At 46.3% G+C, this 25,565-nt stretch carries 27 protein-coding genes; 23 read left to right on the plus strand and 4 right to left on the minus strand.

Features of this window, described 5'->3' with window-relative positions; all coding sequences use genetic code 11:
- Positions 1–6 precede the first annotated feature (6 nt).
- The 18 genes from V1498_RS06360 (at position 7) to V1498_RS06445 (ending at position 17,615) form a co-directional block, all read left to right on the plus strand.
- Positions 7–2,157, plus strand: a complete 2,151-nt coding sequence (locus tag V1498_RS06360) for an HD family phosphohydrolase (protein WP_409297617.1) — start codon at positions 7–9, stop codon at positions 2,155–2,157.
- Positions 2,158–2,170: 13 nt separating this feature from the next.
- Positions 2,171–2,641, plus strand: a complete 471-nt coding sequence (gene ybeY / locus V1498_RS06365; RefSeq protein ID WP_409297619.1) for an rRNA maturation RNase YbeY — start codon at positions 2,171–2,173, stop codon at positions 2,639–2,641.
- The gene (locus V1498_RS06370) at positions 2,619–3,020 is read left to right on the plus strand and encodes a diacylglycerol kinase family protein (RefSeq protein ID WP_409297621.1); all 402 of its coding nucleotides are present in this window, start codon (positions 2,619–2,621) and stop codon (positions 3,018–3,020) included. Before ybeY ends, V1498_RS06370 begins: the two co-directional genes overlap by 23 nt.
- 23 nt (positions 3,021–3,043) lie before the next feature.
- Positions 3,044–3,442, plus strand: coding sequence for a cytidine deaminase (locus V1498_RS06375; protein WP_409297623.1), 399 nt, complete (start codon positions 3,044–3,046; stop codon positions 3,440–3,442).
- A gap of 1 nt (position 3,443) precedes the next feature.
- Positions 3,444–4,364 (plus strand): GTPase Era, encoded by a 921-nt coding sequence (era, locus tag V1498_RS06380; RefSeq protein ID WP_409299175.1) that lies wholly within the window; start codon positions 3,444–3,446, stop codon positions 4,362–4,364.
- Between the two features lie 122 nt (positions 4,365–4,486).
- Positions 4,487–4,630, plus strand: coding sequence for a YqzL family protein (locus V1498_RS06385; protein WP_409289340.1), 144 nt, complete (start codon positions 4,487–4,489; stop codon positions 4,628–4,630).
- 38 nt (positions 4,631–4,668) lie between these two features.
- Entirely contained in the window at positions 4,669–5,421 is a 753-nt protein-coding gene (gene recO, locus V1498_RS06390) for a DNA repair protein RecO (RefSeq protein ID WP_409297625.1), read from the plus strand.
- A 320-nt stretch (positions 5,422–5,741) separates the two neighbouring features.
- Entirely contained in the window at positions 5,742–6,632 is an 891-nt protein-coding gene (gene glyQ / locus V1498_RS06395) for a glycine--tRNA ligase subunit alpha (protein ID WP_409297627.1), read from the plus strand.
- Positions 6,625–8,697 (plus strand): glycine--tRNA ligase subunit beta, encoded by a 2,073-nt coding sequence (gene glyS / locus V1498_RS06400; protein ID WP_409297628.1) that lies wholly within the window; start codon positions 6,625–6,627, stop codon positions 8,695–8,697. Before glyQ ends, glyS begins: the two co-directional genes overlap by 8 nt.
- A gap of 309 nt (positions 8,698–9,006) precedes the next feature.
- A complete protein-coding gene (locus V1498_RS06405) occupies positions 9,007–9,645 on the plus strand; it encodes a helix-turn-helix transcriptional regulator (protein ID WP_409297630.1) in 639 nt (212 codons plus the stop codon).
- Between the two features lie 13 nt (positions 9,646–9,658).
- Positions 9,659–10,468, plus strand: coding sequence for a pyruvate, water dikinase regulatory protein (locus tag V1498_RS06410; RefSeq protein ID WP_409297631.1), 810 nt, complete (start codon positions 9,659–9,661; stop codon positions 10,466–10,468).
- Between the two features lie 388 nt (positions 10,469–10,856).
- Positions 10,857–11,243, plus strand: a complete 387-nt coding sequence (locus V1498_RS06415) for a DUF188 domain-containing protein (RefSeq protein ID WP_409297633.1) — start codon at positions 10,857–10,859, stop codon at positions 11,241–11,243.
- A gap of 146 nt (positions 11,244–11,389) precedes the next feature.
- A complete protein-coding gene (dnaG, locus tag V1498_RS06420; RefSeq protein WP_409297635.1) occupies positions 11,390–13,195 on the plus strand; it encodes a DNA primase in 1,806 nt (601 codons plus the stop codon).
- Between the two features lie 36 nt (positions 13,196–13,231).
- Complete coding sequence (gene rpoD / locus V1498_RS06425) at positions 13,232–14,365, plus strand: RNA polymerase sigma factor RpoD (protein WP_409297636.1); 1,134 nt, start codon at positions 13,232–13,234, stop codon at positions 14,363–14,365.
- A gap of 146 nt (positions 14,366–14,511) precedes the next feature.
- Positions 14,512–15,045, plus strand: a complete 534-nt coding sequence (locus V1498_RS06430; RefSeq protein WP_409297638.1) for a hypothetical protein — start codon at positions 14,512–14,514, stop codon at positions 15,043–15,045.
- A gap of 266 nt (positions 15,046–15,311) precedes the next feature.
- Entirely contained in the window at positions 15,312–15,674 is a 363-nt protein-coding gene (cccA, locus tag V1498_RS06435; protein WP_409297640.1) for a cytochrome c550, read from the plus strand.
- Between the two features lie 119 nt (positions 15,675–15,793).
- Positions 15,794–16,519 (plus strand): tRNA (adenine(22)-N(1))-methyltransferase, encoded by a 726-nt coding sequence (locus V1498_RS06440; protein ID WP_409297641.1) that lies wholly within the window; start codon positions 15,794–15,796, stop codon positions 16,517–16,519.
- On the plus strand, positions 16,494–17,615 hold the full coding sequence (locus V1498_RS06445) for a Nif3-like dinuclear metal center hexameric protein (RefSeq protein WP_409297642.1): 1,122 nt from the start codon (positions 16,494–16,496) through the stop codon (positions 17,613–17,615). The genes V1498_RS06440 and V1498_RS06445 overlap by 26 nt, the downstream gene beginning before the upstream one ends.
- Before the next feature lie 199 nt (positions 17,616–17,814).
- On the opposite strand, the gene V1498_RS06450 is transcribed toward V1498_RS06445, so the two are convergent.
- Together V1498_RS06450 and vrrA are read right to left on the minus strand one after the other, a co-directional pair.
- Positions 17,815–18,765 carry a 4-hydroxy-3-methylbut-2-enyl diphosphate reductase gene (locus V1498_RS06450; protein ID WP_409297644.1) on the minus strand — a complete coding sequence of 317 codons (951 nt, stop codon included), beginning with the start codon at positions 18,763–18,765 and terminating at the stop codon, positions 17,815–17,817.
- 134 nt (positions 18,766–18,899) lie between these two features.
- Positions 18,900–19,442, minus strand: coding sequence for a VrrA/YqfQ family protein (vrrA, locus tag V1498_RS06455; protein WP_409297646.1), 543 nt, complete (start codon positions 19,440–19,442; stop codon positions 18,900–18,902).
- Between the two features lie 409 nt (positions 19,443–19,851).
- Between vrrA and V1498_RS06460 the strand changes: the two genes are divergently transcribed.
- Together V1498_RS06460 and V1498_RS06465 are read left to right on the plus strand one after the other, a co-directional pair.
- A complete protein-coding gene (locus tag V1498_RS06460; protein ID WP_409297647.1) occupies positions 19,852–21,165 on the plus strand; it encodes a DEAD/DEAH box helicase in 1,314 nt (437 codons plus the stop codon).
- Positions 21,166–21,184: 19 nt separating this feature from the next.
- Positions 21,185–22,081, plus strand: coding sequence for a deoxyribonuclease IV (locus V1498_RS06465; protein WP_409297649.1), 897 nt, complete (start codon positions 21,185–21,187; stop codon positions 22,079–22,081).
- A 293-nt stretch (positions 22,082–22,374) separates the two neighbouring features.
- Here the strand turns inward: V1498_RS06465 and V1498_RS06470 are convergent, their stop codons facing one another.
- On the minus strand, positions 22,375–22,626 hold the full coding sequence (locus tag V1498_RS06470) for a DUF2624 family protein (RefSeq protein WP_409297651.1): 252 nt from the start codon (positions 22,624–22,626) through the stop codon (positions 22,375–22,377).
- A gap of 149 nt (positions 22,627–22,775) precedes the next feature.
- On the opposite strand from V1498_RS06470, the gene V1498_RS06475 reads away from it, so the two are divergent.
- The 3 genes from V1498_RS06475 to V1498_RS06485 are packed head-to-tail and all read left to right on the plus strand — an operon-like array spanning position 22,776 to position 24,817.
- On the plus strand, positions 22,776–23,531 hold the full coding sequence (locus V1498_RS06475) for a metal ABC transporter ATP-binding protein (protein ID WP_409297653.1): 756 nt from the start codon (positions 22,776–22,778) through the stop codon (positions 23,529–23,531).
- 20 nt (positions 23,532–23,551) lie between these two features.
- Positions 23,552–24,391: a metal ABC transporter permease gene (locus V1498_RS06480; protein WP_409297654.1), complete on the plus strand. Its 840-nt coding sequence runs from the start codon at positions 23,552–23,554 to the stop codon at positions 24,389–24,391.
- Positions 24,392–24,403: 12 nt separating this feature from the next.
- Positions 24,404–24,817: a Fur family transcriptional regulator gene (locus V1498_RS06485; protein WP_409297656.1), complete on the plus strand. Its 414-nt coding sequence runs from the start codon at positions 24,404–24,406 to the stop codon at positions 24,815–24,817.
- A gap of 67 nt (positions 24,818–24,884) precedes the next feature.
- Here the strand turns inward: V1498_RS06485 and V1498_RS06490 are convergent, their stop codons facing one another.
- Positions 24,885–25,466, minus strand: coding sequence for a 5' nucleotidase, NT5C type (locus V1498_RS06490; RefSeq protein WP_409297658.1), 582 nt, complete (start codon positions 25,464–25,466; stop codon positions 24,885–24,887).
- Between the last annotated feature and the right edge of the window lie 99 nt (positions 25,467–25,565).

Below are 25,565 nucleotides of genomic sequence, written 5' to 3' on the forward strand. Positions count from 1 at the left end.
CTGTGCATGGGCAGTGTATATAAGGTGATCGCTAAATTAAAAGATCTTCTGAGAATGAAGGTTTTTCAAGCTTTGCTTTTTGCTGTATTAGGGGTAATATCTTATTTCATCATGTTTTCTAATGTGACGACTGAAAAAGTCGATGTCAGCCTGCTGACTCCGGCGGACAAGACCATCCGGGCTACCCAGACAGTCATAGATAAAGAGATGACGGAAGCTGCCAGACAGGAAGCGGCAGGCTCTGTCGAAGATGTATACACCCTTAAGAAGGAGTATGCGGAAAACCGGGTGGATCTGATTGCTTCCATATTTGAATCGATACAAGAAGTGAAGGATGAGCTGGAAAAGAAAACAAAAGGGTCGAAAGAAGGCGAAGAGCCTCCCGAGAAATTCAAAGCCGTACTTCCCGCGCATATCTCAATGGTGAAGGACAAGCTTACCGGTGATGTGACAAGGGAACTTTCTGATTCGGCCTTCACGGCCCTTTTGAAAGCCGGCAAATATGATACAGACATGGCGAAGGACCTGACCCTGACTGCCGTGAATAATGTGATGGGCACCAGGATCCCGGCGGATGAAGTAGGCTATGCGAAGAACCGGGCTGAAGAACAAATAAAAATCTCAAGTCTTCCACGGGATGTTAAGGAAGCGGCAATCGAACTTGCCCGCTTCGCCATCATCCAGAATGAGTTCTACGATAAGCAGAAATCGGAAGAAAAAGTGCAGGCAGCCCTTGAAGGGGTAGAGCCGGTCAGGATCCTGCAGGGGGAGGTCATTGTCGAGGAAGGCCAGCTTGTTGACAGGGATATATACCATCAGCTGAAAATCGCCGGCTTTCTAGAGAATGATAAGTCCTACCGTCCTTTCATCGGGCTCGGGCTGTTTATCCTGATTGCCATGGGAGGGCTCTATCATTACTTTCAGGCAATCAGGGATCCGGCAGACAAAAAACAATCTGATATCCTTCTTTTTGGCATGGTTTATCTGCTGGCCCTTATAGTCATGAAAACAGTCAGCCTTTTCCAGGAATCGGAATACATCGATATGGTTTATTTCTTCCCGGCGGCGTTTGCTGCGATGCTGATCAAGATACTTCTCAACGAAAGGCTGGCCATCGCCATGACCATTGTCCTTTCCTGTTTTGGTACAATCGTTTTCAATGAAGGGATTGCGTCCAATCTTCATCTAGCTGCCGGACTTTATATCCTGCTCAGCGGGGCGGCGGGAATCATCCTCCTGAATACTAAAAACTATAGATCCAAGATATTGCAGGCCGGCCTTCTTCTGTCCCTGCTGAATATGCTTCTCGTCTGCTCCCTCCTGCTGATCATGGATGCCAGGACCCTTAAAACCGATTTTGTGTTCTATATCATCTCTTCGACGGTATCAGGACTCGCATCATCCATTTTGACAATAGGCGTCCTTCCATTTTTTGAAATGGGATTTGGCATACTGACCTCCATGAAGCTGATTGAATTATCGAACCCGAACCATCCATTATTGAGGAAAATCCTCACGGATGCACCAGGAACATACCACCATAGCGTCATGGTCGCCAATCTTGCAGAATCTGCTTCAGAGGCAATCGGCGCCAATGGGCTCTTAGCTAGGGTTGGCTGCTATTATCATGATATCGGGAAAACAGAAAGGCCTCAGTTTTTCATTGAAAATCAAATGAACATCGAGAATCCCCATGACCGGCTGGATCCGGATACAAGCAAGGAAATCATTGTTGCTCATGTCACCGATGGAGTGGAGTCGCTGAAGAAGCACCGCCTGCCGGAGGAAATCATTGCGATAGCCAGGGAACATCATGGAACAACCCTGCTGAAATATTTTTATCATAAAGCGAAGCAGGAAGGCAGGGACGTTAAGGAACAGGATTATCGATATCCAGGCCCTAAACCCCAATCCAAAGAGGCAGCAGTCATAAGCATCGCTGACAGTGTCGAGGCAGCGGTCCGCTCTATGAAACAGCCGACGGCAGAGGCGATTGACGGACTGATCAAAAACATTATTGTAGGCAGGCTCCAGGATGGGCAATTTAATGAATGTGATATCACCATGAAAGAACTCGATATTGTAAACAAGTCGCTGGGTGAGACACTGAAGGGGATTTTCCATAACCGCATCGAATATCCAGACATAAAAAAATGAGCAGGTGAATGAGATGTATTTAAATATTGACTTTATTGATGAAACGGATGAAACCAGCAGTGAAGGCAGGGAGCTTGTTGAAGGGCTTCTCGAATTCGCGGCCGGTAAGCTCGAAGTCACAGAAGGTGCAGAGGTGTCCATAACCTTCACGGGAAACGAGAGGATCCAGGAGATTAATCGTGATTATCGGGGGAAGGATCAACCGACTGATGTGATTTCCTTTGCCTTGGAGGAAATGGGGGAGGATGAAATCGAGATTGTTGGGGCTGATATGCCAAGAGTGCTCGGCGATATCATTATTTCTGTTGATCGGACAAGGGAGCAGGCGGACGAATATGGCCATTCCTTTGACCGCGAATTGGGTTTTCTTGCCCTTCACGGATTTCTTCATTTATTGGGATATGACCATATGACGGAAGAAGACGAAAAGAGGATGTTTGGAAAACAGAAAGAAATATTGGATGCCTATGGACTCAAGCGGTAAGTCCGGGAAGAAGCATCCATTTCATAAAAGCTTATTCTATGCCCTCAGAGGAATCCTTACCGGCTTCAGACAAGAGCGCAATGTACGGATACATACGGCAGTCACGGTATTGGTGCTGATATCTGGCTGGTTTTTTTCCCTGAGCGCGATAGAATGGCTGTTCATCCTGGCTGCCATTGGAGGGACCATTGCCCTTGAACTGGTGAATTCGGCCATTGAACGGACGGTGGATCTTGCCGTCAAGGAGTATCACCCCCTGGCGGAACAAGCGAAAGACATGGCTGCGGGTGCCGTTCTTGTGTACACCCTGCTATCCATCCTTGTTGGAATCATCATCTTTGTACCAAAGCTTGTGCAGAGCTACAATCTGTTCCTATAATCCCTGCAGAAAGGAAGAACAAAATGGAAATCCATGAACTGATTAAACTGGCTGAAGCAGCCAGGGAAAAGGCCTATGTCCCTTACTCGAAATTTAAGGTGGGCGCTGCCCTGCTTACTGAGGATGGGAAAGTGTACGGAGGCTGCAATATAGAAAACGCCGGTTACAGCATGACGAACTGTGCCGAGCGGACAGCCTTCTTCAAAGCCATATCCGAAGGAGATACCAAATTCAGCATGCTTGCGGTCACCGCTGACACGGATGGCCCTGTATCGCCATGCGGCGCCTGCCGCCAGGTAATTTCTGAGTTCTGTCCGAAAGACATGAAAGTAGTTTTAACGAATTTAAAAGGGGAAATTAAAGAAACAACCGTGGAAGCCCTGCTTCCAGGAGCCTTTACACCGGAGGATTTAAATGGATAATATGAATGACAATACATCAAAGAATTTTAAGTCTGGCTTTATTTCAATCATCGGACGGCCGAATGTCGGGAAATCCACTTACCTTAACCGGGTTATCGGTCAAAAGATTGCCATCATGAGCGACAAACCCCAGACCACAAGAAATAAAGTTCAGGGAGTGCTTTCGCTCGCGGACTCACAAATGATCTTCATTGATACACCTGGAATCCATAAACCCAAGCACAAGCTTGGTGATTTCATGATGAAGGTTGCACAGAATACGCTTAAGGAAGTTGACCTCGTACTGTTCATGATCAACGCTGAGGAAGGATACGGACGCGGTGATGAATTCATCATTGAAAAGCTGAAGGCGGTTTCGACTCCTGTCTTCCTTGTTATCAATAAAATTGATACTGTGCATCCCGACCAGCTGATGCAGCTCATCGATCAATATAAAGAGAAGATGGAATTCAGGGAGATTGTACCGATCTCTGCACTTCAGGGAAATAATGTAGACACGCTTCTTGAGCAGATTAAATCCTATCTGCCCGAAGGACCGCAATATTATCCTGCAGATCAAGTGACAGACCACCCTGAAAGGTTCATCATTTCCGAATTGATCCGGGAAAAGGCCCTGCACCTCACACGTGAGGAAATTCCCCATTCCATTGCTGTTGTAATTGAATCGATCAAGCGCGAGGACAACAGCAGCGGAACCGTCCATGTGATGGCGACCATCATTGTAGAGCGGGATTCCCAAAAGGGCATTGTGATCGGCAAGCAGGGGAAAATGCTGAAGGAAATTGGCCAGCGTGCCAGGCTTGATATAGAAAACCTGCTTGGTTCAAAGGTGTTCCTTGAGCTTTGGGTGAAGGTCCAGAAGGACTGGAGAAACCGTCCCGGCCAGCTGAGGGATTACGGCTTCAGGGAAGATGAGTATTAAGTTGGAATTTATACTTAGAAAATAATGTCTAACATGAAATGAAGACTGAAGGGCCAAAATATCCTTAAGGGCTTGGGAAGAATTGAATGATGCTAGTTTTACAATCGAAAGGTGGGCTTATATTGTTGGATTTTACCTGGAAGGTCTTCAGCAGCACAGGTAATATTGATACCTATCTCCTATTTAAAGAATTGGAGCTGGAGCATGGCGATAAACCCGAAACTGTTGAAACTGTACTAGCGGATACCGAATTTCCTATATCTTAAGATATTTTGGCCGCCATCTGAAGGGCGGGATTCTGATCATGTTCCAAAAATGTGAGGGAATCGTAATAAGGCGGACCGATTACGGAGAAAACAATAAAATCATCACTCTTTATACCCGTGAATGGGGTAAAATCGCGGTGATGGCGAGGGGCGCTAACAAGCCAAGCAGCCGTTTCACTGCCGTCACCCAATTGTTCAATTACGGTTCCTATCTTGTGCAGACATCCAAAGGAATCGGCCTCATGCAGCAGGGGGAAACCTTTTCAGCCATGAGGGGAATCAGGGAGGACATCTTTTCGACGGCCTATGCTTCCTATATAGTGGAGCTGCTCGATAAAAGCGTGGATGACCGAAAGCCGAATCCCTACCTGTTCGAACTGCTGCATAAATCCCTTCACTATATTGATGAAGGCTATGATAATGAAATCTTTAAATTCATATTTGAAATGAAGATGCTGGATGTTCTCGGGCTGCACCCTATCCTAAATCAATGTGCATCCTGCGGGGCAGCCGAAGGGGAATTTTCTTTTTCAGTGCGCGAAGGCGGCTTCCTCTGCCACCGCTGCCTTGGAAAAGATCCATATCACATCAAGATATCGCCTGCCGCAGTCAAGCTGCTGCGGCTCTTTTATTACTTTGATATAAATCGCCTGGGTTCCGTTTCTGTTAAGCCTGAAACGAAAAAAGAGCTGGACAGGGTGATAAGAACATACTATGACGAATATTCCGGCCTTCATTTAAAATCAAGGAAATTTCTTGATCAGATGGATAAGTTCAAGGATCAGATATAAAAATGGCATTCACTGCCATCCTTGCTATTGACAAACAGACTCTCAATCCTATAAAATTTGTTTATTATTATATGAGCTGCGTTGAAGGAAAGTAGTAGCAAGGAAGCCCTCATTTCCCAGAGAGCCCTGCGGTGGTGGAAGCAGGGCATTGAGAACCATGCGAAGGCAGTCCCGAGCAGCGGCTGGATTTACAGCAAAAGAGGCCGGATCATCCGGCAAATAGGGTGGAACCGCGGGTAAACTCTCGTCCCTATGCGTTTAGCATAGGACGGGAGTTTTTTTGTTTTTATTGAAGGGCCAAAATAGTGGAGGTGCAAAGAATGAATATACAAAATATGATACTTACGCTTCAGAAGCATTGGTCTGCACAGGGCTGCATGCTGATGCAGGCTTATGATGTGGAAAAAGGGGCAGGGACGATGAGTCCTTACACCTTCCTTAGGGCTATTGGGCCGGAGCCTTGGAATGTGGCCTATGTGGAACCGTCAAGAAGGCCTGCTGACGGCAGGTATGGTGAGAACCCGAACAGGCTTTATCAGCATCATCAATTCCAAGTGATCATGAAGCCTTCGCCTGATAACATTCAGGAGCTGTATCTGGACTCGCTGAAAGCATTGGGAATAGACCCGCTCAAGCACGACATACGCTTTGTAGAGGACAACTGGGAAAATCCATCACTTGGCTGTGCCGGACTGGGCTGGGAAGTATGGCTTGATGGAATGGAAATTACTCAGTTCACCTATTTCCAGCAGGTTGGAGGGCTTGAGTGTAAACCGGTTTCAGTGGAAATCACTTACGGAATTGAGCGGCTGGCCTCGTACATCCAGGATAAGGAAAATGTCTTTGACCTGGAGTGGACTGAAGGCTTTACAGTTAAGGATATCTTTTACCAGCCGGAGTTTGAACACTCCACCTATACCTTTGAAACTTCTGATCCGGAAATGCTGTTCCAGCTGTTTAATATCTATGAAAAGGAAGCGCACAGGCAAATGGGGCATGGACTGGTCCACCCGGCCTATGATTATGTATTGAAATGCTCCCATACCTTTAATGTTCTGGATGCAAGAGGATCCATATCCGTGACGGAGCGGACCGGCTACCTGGCAAGAGTGCGCAGCCTGGCCAGAAAAGTCGCTAAAACGTTTTATGAAGAAAGAGAAAAGCTTGGCTTTCCAATTTTAAAGAAAGGGGAGGTAAATGCTCATGAGTAAGAAGGACTTTTTATTAGAAATCGGACTTGAAGAAATGCCTGCCCGGTTTGTTACTTCCTCTATGAACCAGCTGAAGGAAAAGGTATCAGCCTGGCTGAAGGAACATAGCATTGAATTTGATGAAATCAAGGCTTTTTCTACTCCGAGGAGGCTTGCAGTCCTGATTGGGGGTGCTGCGGCAGCTCAAAGTGATATCCATGAAGAGGCAAAAGGGCCTGCGAAAAAGATTGCCCTTGATGGTGAAGGGAACTGGTCCAAGGCTGCCATGGGATTTGCACGCGGCCAGGGGGTTTCGGCTGATGACATCTTTTTTAAAGAGCTGAATGGCATTGAATATGCCTATGTCAAGAAGTTCATTAAAGGACAGCCCACTAAGGAACTGCTGCCTCAATTGAAGGAAGTGATCACAAGCCTTCATTTCCCAAAAAATATGAGATGGGCAGATGAAGACTTGAAATTTGTCAGACCGATTAAATGGCTGACAGCCCTGTTCGGTAATGAAATCATTCCATTTGCCATCGCTGGAGTCGAGGCTGGAAACACAAGCCGGGGCCACCGCTTTCTCGGGAATACTGCAGAAATTAATGTGCCGGCGCAGTATGAAGAGGCACTGAAACAGCAGTTTGTCATTGCTGACCCTGATGTGCGCAGGGAAATGATTCTTGAGGGAATTCGGGAAATAGAGTCCCGGCAGGGCTGGCGGATTCCACTTGACCAAGAACTGCTTGAAGAAGTGAATAATTTAGTGGAATACCCGTCTGCACTATTCGGCAGCTATGAGGTAGAATACCTTGAGCTTCCACAGGAAGTGCTGATCACCTCCATGAAGGAACATCAACGATATTTTCCTGTCCTGAACAATGAAGGGGAGCTGCTTCCTCACTTCATTACAGTAAGGAATGGAAACAAAGATCACCTGGAGACTGTTGCGAGGGGAAATGAAAAGGTATTGCGTGCAAGGCTTGCCGATGCGGCTTTCTTCTATAAAGAAGATTTAAAAACAGATATCGCGGCCTCTTTGAAAAAACTTGAATCCATTGTGTATCAAGAAGAAATCGGGACACTTTCTGATAAAGTCGGCAGGGTGAGGAAGCTTGCGGCCGCTATTTCAGAGAAGCTTGAACTTGATCAGAGTACCCGGCAGCATGCCGATCGGGCAGCTGAAATAAGCAAGTTTGATCTGGTCACAAATATGGTCTATGAATTCCCTGAACTGCAGGGGCTCATGGGTGAAAAGTATGCAAGGATCAAGGGTGAGCCTGAAGAAGTGGCTCTAGCCATAAACGAGCATTATATGCCGCGCAATGCCGAGGACAATGTGCCTGAATCCCTCGCCGGCTCTGTATTGTCCATAGCTGATAAACTGGATACTATTGTTTCCTGTTTCTCTATCGGGATTATTCCTACAGGATCACAGGATCCCTATGCACTGAGACGGCAGGCGAGCGGTATTGTGGCGATCCTTGCGGGACGCGGCTGGGATATCGAACTTGAAGAGCTGCTGGCGCTTTCGCTTGATGAGGTAGAAGCTGCCGGCTTTGCCAAAAAAGAACGAGAAGATCTTTCATCGGAGCTGCTCCAATTCTTCAAGATGAGGATTAAGCATCTTCTTACCGAGCGCGGCGTACGCTATGACCTGATTGATTCAGTCCTTGCCGGGAAGGCAGGAAATGTAGCCAGCCTGATCGAGCGTGCGGAAGTGCTGAATGCCCGCAGTGAACAGCCGGAATTCAAGGGCGCAATCGAAGCGCTGAGCCGTGTAATGAATCTTGGCGGGAAGGCTGAAAAAGGAAGCAGTGCCGATCCGCAGCTGTTTGAGAACCAATACGAAAGAGAGCTGCACCAGCTGTTCCGGGACGTCAAGGAACAATATGGACAGCGGCAGGGCGAAGATGAAAAATTTGCCCTTCTGGCTTCGCTTAAGCCTTCGATTGAAGCATTCTTCGAACATACCATGGTAATGGCGGAAGATGAAAGCCTGCGGCATAACCGCCTGGCCCTGTTATCTGAGATGACGGAGTCCATCCGCGGATTTGCTGAAATTAATAAAGTCATGACTGGCTGATTTCGTCTGACGAAAAGTCAGCTACAAGACTAAGCGGCTGTCAGTGACAGGCCGGTTCCCAAGTGCTGATCAGTTATAGGGCAGAATGCTCCTGAACTGCGCCATAAGGAGCCTGCCTCTGCTTGGCAGCCCCTTGTTTTGTGATTAGTATATAATTTATTTAAACAGTATAACTTATTTCTTTCATTTTACCCCAAATAAAAGTATAATTTTAAGAACTGGATTGATGCTAAGCAGCTAGATCGTCACCCGATATGCTTAAGATGAACCATCCAAGGTTTAGTTAAGAAGTGGCTTTTTATAGATTAGGTGGTGTTTAAAATAGAACTCAATAAACGTCAGCTGCAAATATTAGAGATCGTCAAACAGGACGGCCCCATTACCGGTGAACACATCGCTGATCAGCTTAGTCTGACACGGGCGACACTTCGGCCGGATCTTGCCATCCTTACAATGGCCGGCTTTCTGGATGCAAGGCCGAGGGTCGGATATTTTTATTCGGGCAAAAGCGAAACCCAGCTTCTGACAGACAGCCTGCGGAAAATAACAGTCAAAGATTATCAATCCATACCTGTAGTAGTAAGTGACAATATTTCGGTATATGATGCCATCTGCACCATGTTCCTGGAGGATGTAGGCACTCTGTTCGTTGTTGATAAAGACAGCATACTCCGCGGTGTGCTTTCGAGGAAGGACCTCCTTCGGGCAAGCATCGGAAAACAGGAATTAACATCGATACCAGTCAATATCATTATGACAAGAATGCCTAACATAACAGTCTGTACAAAGGACGATCTGCTCATTGATGTAGCAAGGAAACTGATTGAAAAACAGATTGATGCGGTTCCTGTTGTCAGGGAAACAGAAAAAGGCTATGAAGTGGCAGGAAGAATTACAAAAACCAATATTGCCAAGGCATTTGTTGCTCTTGCTGACGATGATATATAGGGGAGATATACTTATGAACAGTAAAATGATTTATGTTGTTTCAGATTCAGTGGGAGAAACTGCAGAACTCGTAACCAAGGCAGCAGCAAGCCAGTTCAAAGGGCATGATATTATAATCAAACGCATTCCCTATGTAGAGACGCGCTCTAACATTGATGAAGTGATATCCCTTGCAAAGGTAAATTCAGGCATCATCGCTTACACGCTGGTCAAATTGGATATTAGGACGTATATGAAGGATCAGGCAGAGCTGGAAGGTATTTTTGCTTACGATATCATCGGGCCGCTTGTGGATAGGCTTCAGGAGACATTCGAATCACCGCCTTTATATGAACCAGGCATGGTCAGAAAGCTGGATGAAGATTATTTTAAGAGGGTAGAAGCGATTGAATTTGCAGTAAAATATGATGACGGCAGGGATCCCAGGGGAATCATGCGTGCTGATATCGTGCTTGTAGGCGTATCGAGGACATCCAAGACACCGCTGTCGCAGTATCTGGCCCATAAAAGGCTGAGGGTTGCCAATGTCCCGGTGGTCCCGGAAGTGGACCCGCCCGAGGAATTGTTCCTGGTCCCGCCGAGCAAATGCATCGGCTTGAAGATCAGCCCTGAGAAGCTGAATAACATACGCAAGGAAAGGCTTAAAGTATTGGGCCTGAACGATCATGCCATCTACGCCAACATGGAAAGAATTAAAGAAGAACTTACATACTTCGATAAGATTGTCGATAGATTGAACTGCCCTGTTATTGATGTGACCAACAAGGCTGTGGAAGAAACGGCTAATACCATCATTAACATTATCCAAAAAGGGCAGGAATGATAGCACACTTCAGTGCTATTTTTTTTGGCGGCGGAGTTCCGCTCCGAAATCCCATCCATTTTTTTGGAGCCGCTGATGCTATGCTGGCGGGCGAGTAAAAACAATAGATTTTCTAAACAATTTGTACTATAATAAAAAGCTGTGATAAAAAAGTATTTTATAGGTTTAGACTTAGTAAATAAGGAATAAACTAGAAAATATTACTTGTCAAGTTTTACCTATTTAAATAATTCGACAAATTCCTTTTCTAAGAAAAAAGAAAAGGCTTCATAAGAAGGATAATGATGAACAATGTAGAATTACAAAAAGGCAGAGTCATTTATGTAGATGCCGATGCATGTCCTTTTAAAGGGGAAATATCAGAAGAAGAAAGCGGCATGGCATAGATGTGTGCTTCGTCACTTCCATAAATAATATGATGAGTGAGCCTTCTCCGGGAAAATGGGTATATGTTGGGGAATACAAAGGAAGCTGCAGATCTGTATATCCTGAATCACGCCAAAAAGGCGATGTCATCATCACCGGGGATATAGGGGTTGCGGGCACACTTTTGCCTAAACATGTTTATGTGCTTTCACCCAGGGGAAAGGAATACACGGAAAACAATATAGACACTCTGCTTGATATGCGCTATTTATCCGCAAAAAGCCGGCGTCAGGGCAAGTATACAAAAGGCCCGAAGCCATTTACCAACGAGGACCGCTTGAATTTTGTGCGGCAGCTTTCGAAAATATTGTCGAATCATGCAGGAAATAAAAGCTCTTTGGAGAATTAGTAACGTATCATCCATAGCTGATGGACCCTATACCATGATTTCCGACTATAAATATCATTTATAAAGCAATTGCTTTCTGGCTGCGGCTGAACATGCCGCTGAAATATGCCGGAGGTCAAATTTTCGTGAAGCTAAAGGTGAAAGATATGTCAATGACCCGCATACCAGATGAAAAGATTAATGAGATCCGGGCAGCTGTAGATATTGTCGATGTGGTCGGTGAATATGTGCAGTTAAAAAAACAAGGGCGGAATTATTTCGGCCTTTGTCCATTTCACGGTGAAAAGTCACCTTCCTTCTCTGTCTCGCCTGATAAGCAGATCTACCATTGCTTTGGCTGTGGTGCAGGAGGCAACAGCTTTAACTTTATAATGGAGATTGAAGGACTGTCATTTGTTGAGGCAGCAAAAAAAGCGGCCGACAGGGCAGGGATCCCGCTCGAAATTGAGCTTCAGGGATCTGGAGAGAAGGAAAAAACTCCGGGTCAGAGCAAGATGCTTGAAGCCCACGAGCTGTTAAAGAAATTCTATCATCATTTGCTTGTAAACACAAAAGAAGGGCAAGAGGCCCTTGAATACCTTCTGGACCGGGGCTTCACCCAAGAATCCATCGATAAATTCCAGATTGGTTATGCGCTTGAAGCCTGGGATTTTGTATATAAATTTTTAATAAAAAGAGGATTTTCAGAAGACATTGTCGAAAAATCAGGATTAATCATCAAAAGTGAAAAAACCGGCAGTTATTTTGACCGCTTCCGGAATAGAATCATGTTTCCCATAGTGGATCATCAGGGACATACGGTAGCTTTTTCCGGCAGGGCGCTGGGAGAAGGAGAACCTAAGTATCTGAACAGCCCTGAAACCCCAATCTTCAATAAAAGCCGCTTATTGTACAATTTCCACAGCGCGAGGGCGCCCATCCGAAAAAAAGAGCAGGTCATCCTGTTCGAAGGTTTCGCCGATTGTATTTCGGCAAGCAGCGCCGGGGTGGATAATGGGGTAGCCACAATGGGCACTTCGCTTACAGAAGAGCATATTTCCCTTCTGCGCAGGAATACCGATACGGCAGTCATCTGCTTTGATTCAGACCCGGCGGGCCTAGAGGCTGCCAACCGGGCAGCCTCCATGCTTCTTGGAGCCGGCTTTGCCGTGAAAGTGGCCCTCATGCCTGACAGGATGGACCCCGATGACTACATTAAGAAGCATGGCGGCACCAAGTTCCTCCATGAAGTAATAGGGGGAAGCCTGACTCATACCGCCTTCAGGATGAGATATCTGCGGAGAGGGAAAAACCTGAATAATGAAGGAGAACGCATCCATTACATTGAAGAGGTGCTGAAGGAAATATCCAAACTTCCGGGCGCTGTGGAAAGGGAGCATTATCTGCGGCAGATTTCTTCTGAATTCACGCTTTCCCTCGATGCGCTCGAACAGCAGCAGAAGCAAATGTATTTTGCTGAGCAAAAGAAGGGCGGCAGCCAGGCGCCCAGGCAGTCAGCCAATGTCAGGCTGCAGTATGAAAGAAAACTGATGCCTGCCCACCAGAGCGCCGAGCGGAAACTTATTGCCCATATGCTGAAGGATCGGGAAACGGCCGCCAAGGTACAAAACCTGATGGAAGGAACCTTTTTCAATCATGATGAATACCAGGCCATCATTACCTATCTCTATGCCTTTTATGAAGAGGGGCACGAACCGGAAACCAGCCATTTTTTAAGCTTCCTGCCTGATAATAATCTCCGCAATCTTGTGTCAGATATCGAAATGATGACAATCAACGAAGAATTTACCGACCAGGAGATAAGAGATTATGTAAATCAGGTGTTGAAGTATCAAAAAATGTTAATGATAAAAGAAAAAGAGGCTGAGCGCAAGAAGGCTGAAATGCAGGATGACCATCTGCAGGCTGCAAAAATTGCAATGGAAATTATTCAATTAAGAAAATTGCTATAGCATCACCGTTGTACAGTTTTGGAAGGAGGGGAACTGATGGCTGATAAATCAGCACGTTCCAGAGAAGTTGATAGTGAGTTGACCCTCGAGCAGGTGAAAGAACAGTTACTCGAGATCGGTAAAAAAAGAGGTTCTCTCAATTATGAAGTAATTGCTAACCGCATGGCTAATTTTGATCTAGATTCCGAACAGATGGATGAATACTTTGAATACCTTGGTGATCAGGGCGTTGAAATCATCGCTGAAAGTGAAGACAGCGATGATGAAGAAAATCCTGATGTCAAGGAGCTGGAAAAAGAAGAAGAATTCGACCTTAATGACCTGAGTGTGCCGCCTGGGGTTAAAATCAATGACCCTGTCAGGATGTACCTAAAGGAAATCGGCCGTGTTGACCTCCTGTCTGGTGAGGAAGAAATAGAATTGGCGCACAGGATTGAGCAGGGCAACGAGGAAGCCAAACGCCGGCTGGCTGAAGCAAACCTCCGTCTTGTTGTCAGCATCGCCAAAAGATATGTCGGCCGCGGCATGCTGTTTTTGGACTTGATACAGGAAGGCAACATGGGCTTGATCAAGGCTGTGGAAAAATTCGATTACAACAAGGGCTTTAAATTCAGTACCTATGCTACATGGTGGATCCGCCAGGCCATCACAAGAGCGATTGCCGACCAGGCCAGGACCATCAGGATCCCTGTGCACATGGTGGAGACAATCAATAAGCTGATCCGTGTCCAAAGGCAGCTGCTTCAGGACCTGGGCCGTGAGCCGTCTCCTGAGGAGATTGCAGAAGATATGGACCTGACGCCTGATAAGGTCCGTGAAATCCTGAAAATCGCACAGGAGCCTGTATCACTCGAAACTCCGATCGGTGAGGGAGATGATTCACATCTTGGCGACTTTATTGAAGACCAGGATGCCACTTCTCCTTCTGAGCATGCAGCATACGAACTCCTGAAGGAACAGCTCGAAGATGTACTCGACACCCTGACCGACCGTGAGGAAAATGTTCTCCGCTTAAGGTTCGGCCTTGATGACGGCAGGACAAGAACCCTTGAAGAAGTTGGAAAGGTTTTTGGTGTAACGCGCGAGCGTATCCGCCAGATCGAGGCAAAAGCGCTCCGCAAGCTCCGCCATCCGAGCAGGAGTAAACGCCTTAAGGATTTCCTTGAATAATGACTATACCTGACAGTCCGCTCTTTTATGGAGCGGGCTTTTTCTATATGCTGCATAACGCTTGAACCGCTTCCAAAAAATTTCTTTCCCAGCACTGCAAGAAGGATTATACTTACAAGGTAGACTGCCTGTAAGGGGGAAATTCCTTGAATGAAACAAGAAAAAAAATCATCCTGAACGAAGTGCGGTACTGGAAAGCAAACAGGCTGCTCCCTGCCCAGTATTGTGACTATCTTCTGACGCTGTATTCCGGCGAAAGCCAGCCGGCTGGAAGGGAAGGCAAAGCAGGATTCCTGGGTAAACCATTCGGGGCTGCTGCTGCCGTTTTAAGTGTGGCGCTTACATTATATGTAAACTATTTTACAGAACTGGATTTGAACTTGCAAATGCTCCTGGCAGTTATTTTTATTCTGATGTCTGCCGCTGCAGTTTTCGTACTGAAGAAGGATAAAATCCTTTTTCAATCTGCCCTGGTCCTTACCGCCTTCAATATTCTGCTGTTGACGGTGAAGATCCTGGATGCTGCTGCGCCTGGAAGCAGAACCGCCTATTTTATCGTACTTGGCCTGCACTGTGCCGGCTGGATGGCGGCGGGCTGGAAATTCAAAATAAAAAGCTTTATGTTCGGATCAATAATTGGAACGCTGCTGCTTATCTATTTCCTTGTAAAAATGCTATGATAAGCTCATGGTATTAAATTGCCGGAAAGAATCGGCTATACTTATACCCATATAATAAAAAGAGTTTAAAATCGTGCGGATTGGATAATTATGGAGTAGGCAGGGAGAAAAATATAAAATTCTGATTAACCATATTTTTGTCAGATTTGCGAATTTAGGAAACTTATACATATTAGGGCTTTTCCTTGAAAGTATTTTCAAGTAAAATAAATCTGTTGTGATATTTATTATAGACAGATAGTTTTCATACATAGGGAGGTAATACTATGAATCGCAATCCTGTTGTTCCATTCATCCTTATCATGGTCATGGGTATCGGGCTTATCTTCATGTTATCGTTCATTGGGCTTGATAACAGTAAAGAAATGGCCGAAGAGAAAAAAGGCGGAGACAAGAAATCCGAAAACGTGGCTTTCAATCCTGAGGAATTCTACAAACAGACATGTGCAGGCTGTCATGGGAATCAGTATGAGGGAGGGGCAGGACCGTCTCTTAAAGGTGTAGGCGGCCGCTATTCCACAGATGAAATCAAGAAAATCATTACAGAAGGTAAAGGCGCCATGCCGGCAGGTCTTGTCAAAGCAGAAAACGCTGACAAAATGGCGAAATGGCTTGAAAAGATTAAATAATTTAATAAAAATGACAGAGTCCTTTGCATATGTAAAGGACTTTTTCTATACTGAATAGAGTGCAGGCGGCATGAGCAGGTCTCCTGTCATTTTATTTCTATTAAAGAGAGTTGACGTTTATGAATGCTGAAAAATTATCAAAGCGCCTGGAAAAGGTTGCTGAATATATCATTCCGGGGAGCACGCTTGCGGATATTGGCTCTGACCATGCCTACCTGCCCTGCTATGCGGCCAAGAAGAATTTAATCAAGGCCGGGATAGCAGGTGAAGTGAGTGAAGGTCCTTTTCAATCCGCGGTCAATCAGGTAAGGGCTTCGGGACTAGAAGAAGTCATTACCGTAAGAAAAGGAGATGGACTTGAGGTGCTCTCGCCAAATGAGGCAGGGTGCATCACGATTGCAGGAATGGGAGGTACCTTGATCTCGAGCATCCTGGAAAATGGCAAGGAAAAGCTTGAGGGGGTGTCACGCCTGATTCTGCAGCCGAACATTGGTGCTCCGAATGTCCGGGACTGGCTGCGTCAAAACGGCTGGGAGCTGATGGCCGAGTCCATATTGGAAGAGGATGGAAAGATTTATGAAATTCTTTCGGCTGAACGTGGAGATGCCCACAAGCCATACCGGGTTAACGAAAAAGCTTCCATGCTGCTGGGACCATATTTAATGACCGAAAGAAATGAGGCATTCATGAAAAAGTGGAAGCATGAGCTTCACCATATGAAACGTATCCACGAGCAGCTGGATCAGTCTTCGAAGAAAGGCAATGCCGGTAAAAGACTTGAGCTCTCAGAACAAATTAAAATTGTGGAGGCTGTGTTAATTGATGAAACAGGCGAACGGTCATGAAGTCATTTCCCTTTTTGAACAGTTTTCCCCTAAACATCTGGCGATGGATGGAGATCCGATCGGTCTCCAGATTGGGAGGCTGAATAAGAGTCTGGATATAGTCCTTATTGCCCTGGATGTGACAGATCAAGTTGTGGAGGAAGCCATTTCAGCCGGCGCAGGGCTCATTATCGCCCATCACCCTCCCATTTTCAGAAGCCTTAAAAATCTCCGGACAGATCTCCCGCCCGGAGCTCTGTATGAAAAACTGATTAAACATGATATTGCCGTCTATGCCGCACATACAAACCTCGATGTGGCAAAAGGCGGAGTGAATGACCTTCTAGCCGAAGCATTAAAGCTTCAAAACACGAAAGTTTTGTCCCCGACATATGAGGAGAAGCTTAATAAGCTTGTGGTATTTTGTCCGGAAAGTCATGCGGAAGAAGTGCGGAAAGCAATTGGAGATGCAGGCGGAGGGCATATAGGGAATTACAGTCATTGTATGTTCATGACAGAAGGCACCGGCAGCTTTCTCCCTGGGGAACGGACAAACCCTTATATCGGCCGTCCTGGAGAGCTTGAAAGCGTTGCTGAAGTTCGGATTGAGACCATATTTCCTGCAAACCGGGAGAAAAAGATTCTCCAGGCAATGCTGGCTGCACATCCATATGAAGAAGCGGCCTACGATGTCTATCCTTTGGAAAACAAAGGGGAGATGCTCGGGCTTGGCAGGGTTGGAACCCTTAAGGATCCTATGAGCTTAAGAGAATTCGCCTTTTATGTAAAAAAGGCGTTTGATGTAGAGCATGTGAGACTGGCCGGTGACCCGGAGGCAGTCATCAAAAAAGTCGCGGTCCTCGGCGGGGACGGGAATAAATATATTAAAGCCGCAAAATACAGCGGAGCGGATTGCTTCGTAACGGGGGATATCTATTACCACACAGCACATGACGCAGCCATGATGGGGCTGAACCTCCTGGATCCGGGACATAATATTGAGAAGGTTATGAAGGAAGGAACGGCAAAGGTGATGACAGAAGTAAGCCGATCAAAGGGCTATGAAACCAAATTCATCGCTTCCACTGTCCATACAGATCCATTCATTTTCATTTAATAACCAGCTTGAGTTATCTACCCGCAGCCCGTGCAGGGAAAGGAATCAGACAAGAGCAGGAACAAACACAGTAAGGCGGTGGAGCGGAGCAAGGTACAACAGTATGCCAGAAAAATCAATGATGTGCATATTTAGTTGCAGGAAGCTTCATGAAACATGCAGCTCCGCCCCTTTTCCAGAGAGAAAAAGCAGCATCGGCTTAGGCCTTTGCTGCTTTTTTTACTTTTGGCAGTATTTTATGGAGCGGAACTCGGCGTTCTCTCTGCCAGGTCGCTTCATCTTTTGGATCAAACTGCTCAAGGAACGCGACGACTTCTTTGGTGATGGGAGTCGGTGTCGATGCCCCGGAGGTGACTCCGGCTGTCTCGGCGCCAAGCAGCCAATCAATTTCTATCTCAGAAACATCGGCGACTCGGTATGCTTTGGTTCCCGCCACCTCCTGAGACACTTGTGCAAGCCGGTTGGAGTTATTGCTTTTCGGATCTCCGACCACGATTAAAACGTCGGCTGCTCCTGCTTGTTCAGCCACAGCCTCCTGGCGGACCTGTGTGGCCATACAGATTTCACGGTGTACCTCACAGTGGGGGTATTTAGCTTTGACAGCTTCCATGATCTCAGACACATCCCACTGGCTCATGGTTGTCTGGTTTGTGACAATCAGCTTGTCTGAGTGGATGTCCAAATCTTCCACCTCTGCGGCTTTTTCAATCAAGTGGACGATGTCAGGAGCCACACCAACAGCGCCTTCAGGCTCAGGATGGCCTTTCTTGCCGATATAAATGACTTGATAGCCCTGCTCCTTCTTTTCCCTTATAAGGTCGTGAGTGGCTGTCACATCGGGACAGGTCGCATCGATTGATACAAGCCCCCGCTCTTCTGCTATCTGCCTGATCTCGGGGGATACGCCATGCGCTGTGAATATGACAGTCCCTTTGTCGACTTTTTCCAGGATTTCTTTCCGGTTGTTTCCGTCCAGGGTGATGATGCCTTCTTCTTCAAAGGCATCTGTAACATGTTTATTATGGACAATCATGCCCAGGATATATATGGGGCGCGGCAAGGTCTTATCGAGTGCTGCGTTGCGGGCAATGACCATTGCATCCACAACTCCGTAACAGTATCCGCGCGGTGATATTTTAATTACATTCATAGGTTAGTATCCTCCTTACAAGAACCGGCGAAAATAAACCAGTCAGCTCTATTATATATGAGCGTGCATGGAATTACAAAGACCCTGGGGGGAGGGAGGGCAGAAAAAAAGAATGCGCATCCTTCGCATCCTCATTAAAAGAATATTTTAGGACCAGCGTATCCGGAAGCCCCTTCGGGATCTGAGTTCCGGCCGGCTTCCCGGGCAGGAGCCTGAGCTGCCTGAGTTCCGGCGTCTGTACCGGCCTGGCTTTCCTGGCTGCCAGTTTCCTGGCTGTCTGATTCAGCCGTGCTGCCTGCTGCTTTCAGGCCGCGGTAAAGCTTCCACATAGCGGGGAGGTTTTTGACCAGGGGTCCATACTGCTGAACCACGGGGCCGACCTGCTGGACCGTGTTCAATACCCGCTGGGTATTATCAAGGAGTCCGGAAAGACCGCCAGGCTGAGTGAGGCTTTTTAGGATTCCTCCACCAGCCGCTGCACTGGCTGCAGTTCCGGCAGCTGCACCTCCGGGGAGGGAAAACGGTGAACGCACGGTTTTGGCAGAACCGGACGAGCCTTTTCCCAGAATCTTGGACAGCAGGCCCGAAGCTCCGCTTCCAGTCTGCTGCGGCGGCTGCGGACGAGAGAATCCGCCTTGCGGGTTTCCAAAGTAACCTGGGGGAAACTGATTCGGCATTCTTGGGGGGCCTTGGCGGAAGGGGGGATTTCCCTGCATTCCTCCAAATGGCATAAAAGGCTTTCTGGGGGGCATAGTGACACTCCTTTCTTTAAAAAATGGCTCTGTTGATAGATTTACCTGTTGATTGCAGAGGGAAGCAAAGCGGCTGGAACGAAAATCAACAGTCTGATTTAACAGAGCTCGGGTAAAAATAATTCTGCATTATTAATTTATGCAAGTAGCGCGAAAAGGTTTGAGGAATAATGAGGGAAGGAAATGAAATGAATACAATATTTTTCTTTGCAGAGAACGGGAACAAAAGCATTCTTATAGGGGTTGCGCTTTTAAGCGGAAGTATATTATGATAACAGGATGTATAGAATATCGGCTTTGGCTTTAAAATGCTGATTTATTAAGGAGATTAAGGATGGAAAAAAACAATTTTGAAAGATTTGGCTTTCAAAACTACATAATAGACGCTGTAAAAGACCTGGGCTTTGATAAGCCGACGGAAATTCAGGAGCGGGTAATCCCGGCAATCAATAATGGCTGGAGCATGATTGGGCAGTCCCAGACAGGTACAGGGAAAACACATGCCTACCTCCTGCCTATCATGGATAAGCTTGATCCACGTAAAGAAGAGGTTCAGGCAGTCATCTCAGCGCCAACAAGGGAGCTTGCGAACCAGATTTACCTGGAGGCACAGAAGATCGCGGAACACTTCCCTGAGGAGACACCGCTTTCGGTCAAACTGTTCATCGGGGGAACTGACAAGCAGAGGACCATTGAAAAGCTTAAAAGGCAGCCTCAGCTTATCATCGGAACACCAGGACGGATCAAGGACCTTGTGAACGAAAATGCCCTGAATATGTATACAGCCGGCCTGCTGGTTGTGGATGAAGCCGATTTGATGCTGGATATGGGCTTCATTGAGGATGTAGATCAATTTGCTGCCAAGATGGCGGAGAAAACGCAGATGCTGGTCTTCTCCGCCACCATTCCTGAAAAGCTCATGCCTTTCCTAAAGAAATACATGGAAAATCCGAAGTATGTACAGGTGTCACCGGAACAGGCAACCGCGAGGAAAATTGAGCATGTACTTATTCCGCTCAGGCATCGGAATAAGTACAGCCTTCTGCATGATGTGCTTACTGCCTATAATCCTTATCTGGCCATCATCTTTACCAACACGAAGAAAAAGGCCGAGGAAGTTGCCTATGCTCTAAATAATAAAGGGCTGAAAGTAGGCAGGATCCATGGAGACCTGACACCGAGAGAGCGCAAGAAAATGATGAAACAGATCAATGATCTTGAGTTTCAATATATCGTGGCTACAGATTTGGCGGCCCGGGGAATTGACATCAAAGGAATCAGCCATGTGATTAATTTTGAGCTGCCGAGTGATCTGGACTTCTATATCCACCGGACAGGAAGGACCGCCCGTGCTGAGTTTTCCGGCATAGCGGCTACGATTTACGAACCATCTGATGAAGATGCCCTGAACAGGCTGGAGAAGCTGGGCATTGAATTCAAAAATGTCGATCTCCAAAATGGAGAGTGGACGGAGACCGAGGACCGGAACAAGCGAAAAAAACGCAAACGGCAGCCGGATGAAATCAATGACACAGCGAAGCGCCTGATTCAGAAGCCGTCCAAGGTTAAACCAGGCTACAAAAAGAAGATGCAATATGAAATAGAAAACTTCAAAAAGCGCCAGAGGCGCCTTAAGAAAAAGAAATAGAAAACCGGGAGAGATGGGTATGTTGAAAATTGGGTCACACGTGTCGATGAGCGGCAAGGATATGCTGCTTGCCGCAAGTGCTGAAGCAGTTTCCTATGGAGCCAATACCTTTATGATCTATACAGGTGCTCCTCAGAATACAAGAAGAAAAAAAATCGAAGATCTGAACATTGAAGAAGGGCGCAGGCATATGGAGCTCAACGGAATCAGCGACATCGTTGTGCATGCCCCTTATATCATCAACATCGGCAACTCACAAAATCCTGACACCTTTGAATTGGGCGTGAGATTCCTGAGATCTGAAATTGAACGGACCGAGGCGCTTGGGGCAGGGCAGATTGTCCTTCACCCCGGGGCTCATGTGGGTGCCGGGACAGAAGAGGGAATCAAGAAGATCATTGAAGGCCTGAATGAAGTGCTGGTGCCGGAGCAGAAGGTGCAGATTGCCCTTGAAACCATGGCAGGGAAAGGGTCAGAGTGCGGCAAGAACTTTGAGGAGCTTGCCATGATTATGGATGGAGTCAACCTGAGCGATAAGCTATCCGTCTGTTTTGATACCTGCCACACCCATGATGCTGGTTATAATATCGTCGAAGACTTCGACGGTGTACTGGAAGAATTTGATAAGATTATCGGGATTGAACGCCTCAAAGTTCTTCACATCAACGACAGCAAGAATGAAATCGGCATGAGGAAAGACAGACATGAAAATATCGGATTCGGCCGCATAGGATTTCAGGCCTTGAATTATATTGTCCATCATCCACAATTGATGGATGTTCCTAAAATCCTTGAAACTCCGTTCATTGGAGAAGACAAAAAGAACAAAAAAGCTCCATATAAGCTGGAAATTGAAATGTTCAGGAATAAAGAATTCAATGAAAACCTCCTGGACTTGGCATTAAGCCAGCCATAAACTAAGCTGCAGGCAATCCTGCAGCTTTTTGCCTATTTATTAAGGTTGATATATTTTGGTCTCAGCGTGGTTTCCCGCCGCAGCGCGAGTATAGGGTGGTGCAATATCTTGTGTTCAATGGAAGCTGCCACTCAAACTGAACCGCCCATAAGAAGGAAAAGCGCTTCTCATGGCCGGCCCGTCTTATCTGTTCAGGTCTCTGCCTTCCATAACTTGTGGTGGTTTTAGATTGCAGCTAAGTTATCATGGCAAGTTATATCGTTCATTATTTGGAAGGCACCGCTCTTTCGCTTTTAGGTTAACTGAGTGAACAGGTTTTCGATTTGGCTGGCTGTCTTTCTTCCTGCAATCACGGTGATTTGGTCGAGGACTGATTTCCTTTGCTGTGGATCGAATATATTGATCTGTTTGCCATATAAAAGGGCAGAAATTTTTTCGGCATGCTCGTTTGATAAGACGACTCCATATTGCCTTCCTATTTTTAATAATTCCGCGGGCTTAATGTTGTTTATTTTCTGGTTGACCATCATTTCGTAAAATTTCATGGCGGCTTCACCCTCCTCCATTTAAGATATGACTCATATTCGGAACAGTGAACAGATTTAAAATCATTCGCAACATTTACAATCAAGTAGTTATGAGGTATAATACCTAAGTTAAATCGTAATCATTCTTAAATGATAGGTGATAAGTAATGAAAAATTCTGTGATAGAAGTGAATCATTTATTTTATAAATATGAAAAAGATATGGTTCTGGAGGATGTTTCATTCAAGGTGCCCAAGGGTTCATTTCTCGGGATCGTAGGACCGAACGGGTCTGGAAAATCCACTTTGCTGAAGCTTCTATTGGGGCTCTTGAAAACTCAGCAGGGGAGCATCAAGATTTTTGGCAAGGATATCCGCTCGTTCAAGGAATGGGACAGAGTCGGATTTGTATCCCAGAAGGCGAGCTCATTTAATACAGGATTCCCTGCAACGGTGGGGGAGGTTGTGCTGAGCGGCTTGACGAGGAAGATAGGCATGTTCCGGTTTGCGGATAAAAAGAATCGTGAAAAAGCCGCAGAAGTCCTTGATTCGGTCGGCATGCTTCCGTTCAAGGACCGGAATATCGGCGAACTCTCAGGCGGCCAGCAGCAGCGCGTTTTTATTGCCAGGGCACTGGTGAGTGAACCAGAGCTCCTGATCCTGGATGAACCTACCGTCGGGGTCGATGTCAAAAACGTAAACCAATTTTACGAAATGCTGGAAGACTTGAACAAAAAGCTTAATATTACCCTGGTGCTTGTGACGCATGATGTTGGGGTCATAAGTGATAAGGTGACCCATGTTGCCTGCCTGAATAAGAACCTTCATTTCCACGGGGAGTCAAAGGAATACCATTCCCTGGAGGAACATGAACTGTCAGGCATTTATGGCCATGATGTACAAGTCATTACTCATCAACATTAATTGCAGCTGGAGGAAATCCTATGATTTCGGGGTTATTTCAATATGAATTTTTACAGAATGCCTTCCTGACCGGCATCATCATCGGCGCTCTTGCGCCGCTCCTGGGAGTATTCGTGGTTGTCAGGAGAATGTCGCTCATTGCGGATGCACTCAGCCATGTTACGCTCGCCGGCATAGCATTCAGTCTCCTTGTGGAAAAGAAGCTGGGGATTTTTGCAGGCATCAGCCCGCTATATATGGGCATGACTTTCTCGGTGATTGGGGCCCTCTTCATTGAACGCTTAAGGGGCGTTTACAAGCACTATCAGGAGCTTGCCATCCCGATTATCCTGTCAGGAGGGATTGGGCTGAGCGCCATTTTCATTTCAATGGCGGATGGCTTTAATACAGATCTTTTGAGTTATCTTTTTGGGAGCGTAAGTGCGGTCAGCAGGGTCGACCTCTGGATCATTGCGGCAATCGGTCTTCTTGTTGCCCTCACTGTGGTACTGCTTTATAAGGAGTTATTCCTGTTATCCTTTGATGAAGAACATGCGAGGGCTTCGGGCATACCGGCAAAGACACTGCATTTCATTTTCATCATCATGGTTGCCCTCGTAATCGCAGCCTCCATGCGGATTGTGGGGATCCTCCTTGTCTCCTCGCTAATGACCCTTCCGGTTGCAGCAAGCATCAGGCTTGCCAATGGCTTTAAGCAGACCATTCTCTTATCGATTCTGTTTGGGGAAACGGCAGTGGTCGGAGGGTTGTTTCTGTCCTATTATCTTGACTGGGCACCAGGCGGTACGATTGTCTTGATTTCAATCATCATTCTCGCCGCAGCCATTCTTTATAGAAAAATCCGCCTTAGGATGAGTTAATTGGAGGTTACTATGAACTTAATACAGGCTATGGACATTTTAAAGGAGCATGGTTATAAGCATACAGACAAGAGGGAACAGATGCTGGAGCTATTTGCTGAAAAAGACAGATATCTGACAGCCAAGGAAGTTCTTGAGTATATGAAAAAAGACTATCCCGGTCTGAGCTTTGATACAATCTATAGGAATCTTTCTATGTTTGCTGAATTGGGGATTTTTGAAATGACGGAGCTTTCAGGAGAAAAACACTTCCGGTTTACCTGCAGGCACAGCCATCATCATCACCACTTCATCTGTCTCGAATGCGGCATTACCAAGGAACTTGATTCATGTCCAATGGACCAGGTTCAGACAGATTTGGCAGGCTATGATATTTCGGGACATAAATTCGAGATTTACGGTAAGTGTCCCGGCTGTTTGAATTAAACGTTCAGATAAAAAGCAGGCTGGCTTGATGCTAATGCATCTGGCCAGCCTTTTTTAGTAAATTAAATTATTTGACATCCGCTATTTTAAGCCAGCCATCAACCCAGGCTTTCGCCTCTGTCCAGTTGTTTACTCTGACCACACTCTCTGGAACCGGATCCTGATTGTATGGTGTATTGAATAAGATGACAGGAATGCCGCACTCCTCAGAAATGTCCACTGCGTTGTCATGCTTATCCTCAAAGAAGATATCAATGCCATGCTTCTTTGCTGTGGCAACCTTGTTATGGGATCCAATCAGCTCAATATGATGAAAATCGATTTCCTGCTGTGAAAACCAGGTTTGCGTAACATCCATCAAATGGCTGCTCCTTGCGCTGATGATATAGAGGTCCTGTTCATCCTTCCAATCCCGGAGCGCGTCTTTAGCCCCTTCGGCTGCCTGTGAACCGGCATAAATCTCGGGCTCTGTCTCTTTAAACCATTGAGAAAATATTTCCCTCGGAATATTCACAAGAGGGTGAAGTTCATATTGGGTAATATCCTTTAATGTTAAATTAAGCTGGAATTTTTTATTTATGTATGGAAGCAGGGCATCGGGCCTTGTAAGGGTTCCGTCGATATCAATGCCTAGTCGTTTTCTGTTCATATGATTGTCTCCTTTAACAATGGGATATATGTTAGTTTAGCATAAAAAATCCAGCATGGGATACGGGCCGGTCATGCCATGGATCAAACCAGGCTGAAT

This window comes from Paraperibacillus marinus, from assembly GCF_046237605.1.
GTDB classification, from domain to species: domain Bacteria; phylum Bacillota; class Bacilli; order Bacillales; family DSM-1321; genus Paraperibacillus; species Paraperibacillus marinus.

What these genes read in the sequence shown, in the direction of transcription:
- V1498_RS06360 (WP_409297617.1), top strand. Translation starts at nt 7, where the DNA reads ATGGGCAGTGTATATAAGGTGATCGCTAAATTAAAAGATCTTCTGAGA.
- ybeY (WP_409297619.1), top strand. Translation starts at nt 2,171, where the DNA reads ATGTATTTAAATATTGACTTTATTGATGAAACGGATGAAACCAGCAGT.
- V1498_RS06370 (WP_409297621.1), top strand. Translation starts at nt 2,619, where the DNA reads ATGCCTATGGACTCAAGCGGTAAGTCCGGGAAGAAGCATCCATTTCAT.
- V1498_RS06375 (WP_409297623.1), top strand. Translation starts at nt 3,044, where the DNA reads ATGGAAATCCATGAACTGATTAAACTGGCTGAAGCAGCCAGGGAAAAG.
- era (WP_409299175.1), top strand. Translation starts at nt 3,444, where the DNA reads ATGAATGACAATACATCAAAGAATTTTAAGTCTGGCTTTATTTCAATC.
- recO (WP_409297625.1), top strand. Translation starts at nt 4,669, where the DNA reads ATGTTCCAAAAATGTGAGGGAATCGTAATAAGGCGGACCGATTACGGA.
- glyQ (WP_409297627.1), top strand. Translation starts at nt 5,742, where the DNA reads ATGAATATACAAAATATGATACTTACGCTTCAGAAGCATTGGTCTGCA.
- glyS (WP_409297628.1), top strand. Translation starts at nt 6,625, where the DNA reads ATGAGTAAGAAGGACTTTTTATTAGAAATCGGACTTGAAGAAATGCCT.
- V1498_RS06410 (WP_409297631.1), top strand. Translation starts at nt 9,659, where the DNA reads ATGAACAGTAAAATGATTTATGTTGTTTCAGATTCAGTGGGAGAAACT.
- dnaG (WP_409297635.1), top strand. Translation starts at nt 11,390, where the DNA reads ATGTCAATGACCCGCATACCAGATGAAAAGATTAATGAGATCCGGGCA.
- rpoD (WP_409297636.1), top strand. Translation starts at nt 13,232, where the DNA reads ATGGCTGATAAATCAGCACGTTCCAGAGAAGTTGATAGTGAGTTGACC.
- cccA (WP_409297640.1), top strand. Translation starts at nt 15,312, where the DNA reads ATGAATCGCAATCCTGTTGTTCCATTCATCCTTATCATGGTCATGGGT.
- V1498_RS06440 (WP_409297641.1), top strand. Translation starts at nt 15,794, where the DNA reads ATGAATGCTGAAAAATTATCAAAGCGCCTGGAAAAGGTTGCTGAATAT.
- V1498_RS06450 (WP_409297644.1), bottom strand. Translation starts at nt 18,765, where the DNA reads ATGAATGTAATTAAAATATCACCGCGCGGATACTGTTACGGAGTTGTG.
- vrrA (WP_409297646.1), bottom strand. Translation starts at nt 19,442, where the DNA reads ATGCCGAATCAGTTTCCCCCAGGTTACTTTGGAAACCCGCAAGGCGGA.
- V1498_RS06460 (WP_409297647.1), top strand. Translation starts at nt 19,852, where the DNA reads ATGGAAAAAAACAATTTTGAAAGATTTGGCTTTCAAAACTACATAATA.
- V1498_RS06465 (WP_409297649.1), top strand. Translation starts at nt 21,185, where the DNA reads ATGTTGAAAATTGGGTCACACGTGTCGATGAGCGGCAAGGATATGCTG.
- V1498_RS06470 (WP_409297651.1), bottom strand. Translation starts at nt 22,626, where the DNA reads ATGAAATTTTACGAAATGATGGTCAACCAGAAAATAAACAACATTAAG.
- V1498_RS06475 (WP_409297653.1), top strand. Translation starts at nt 22,776, where the DNA reads ATGAAAAATTCTGTGATAGAAGTGAATCATTTATTTTATAAATATGAA.
- V1498_RS06480 (WP_409297654.1), top strand. Translation starts at nt 23,552, where the DNA reads ATGATTTCGGGGTTATTTCAATATGAATTTTTACAGAATGCCTTCCTG.
- V1498_RS06485 (WP_409297656.1), top strand. Translation starts at nt 24,404, where the DNA reads ATGAACTTAATACAGGCTATGGACATTTTAAAGGAGCATGGTTATAAG.
- V1498_RS06490 (WP_409297658.1), bottom strand. Translation starts at nt 25,466, where the DNA reads ATGAACAGAAAACGACTAGGCATTGATATCGACGGAACCCTTACAAGG.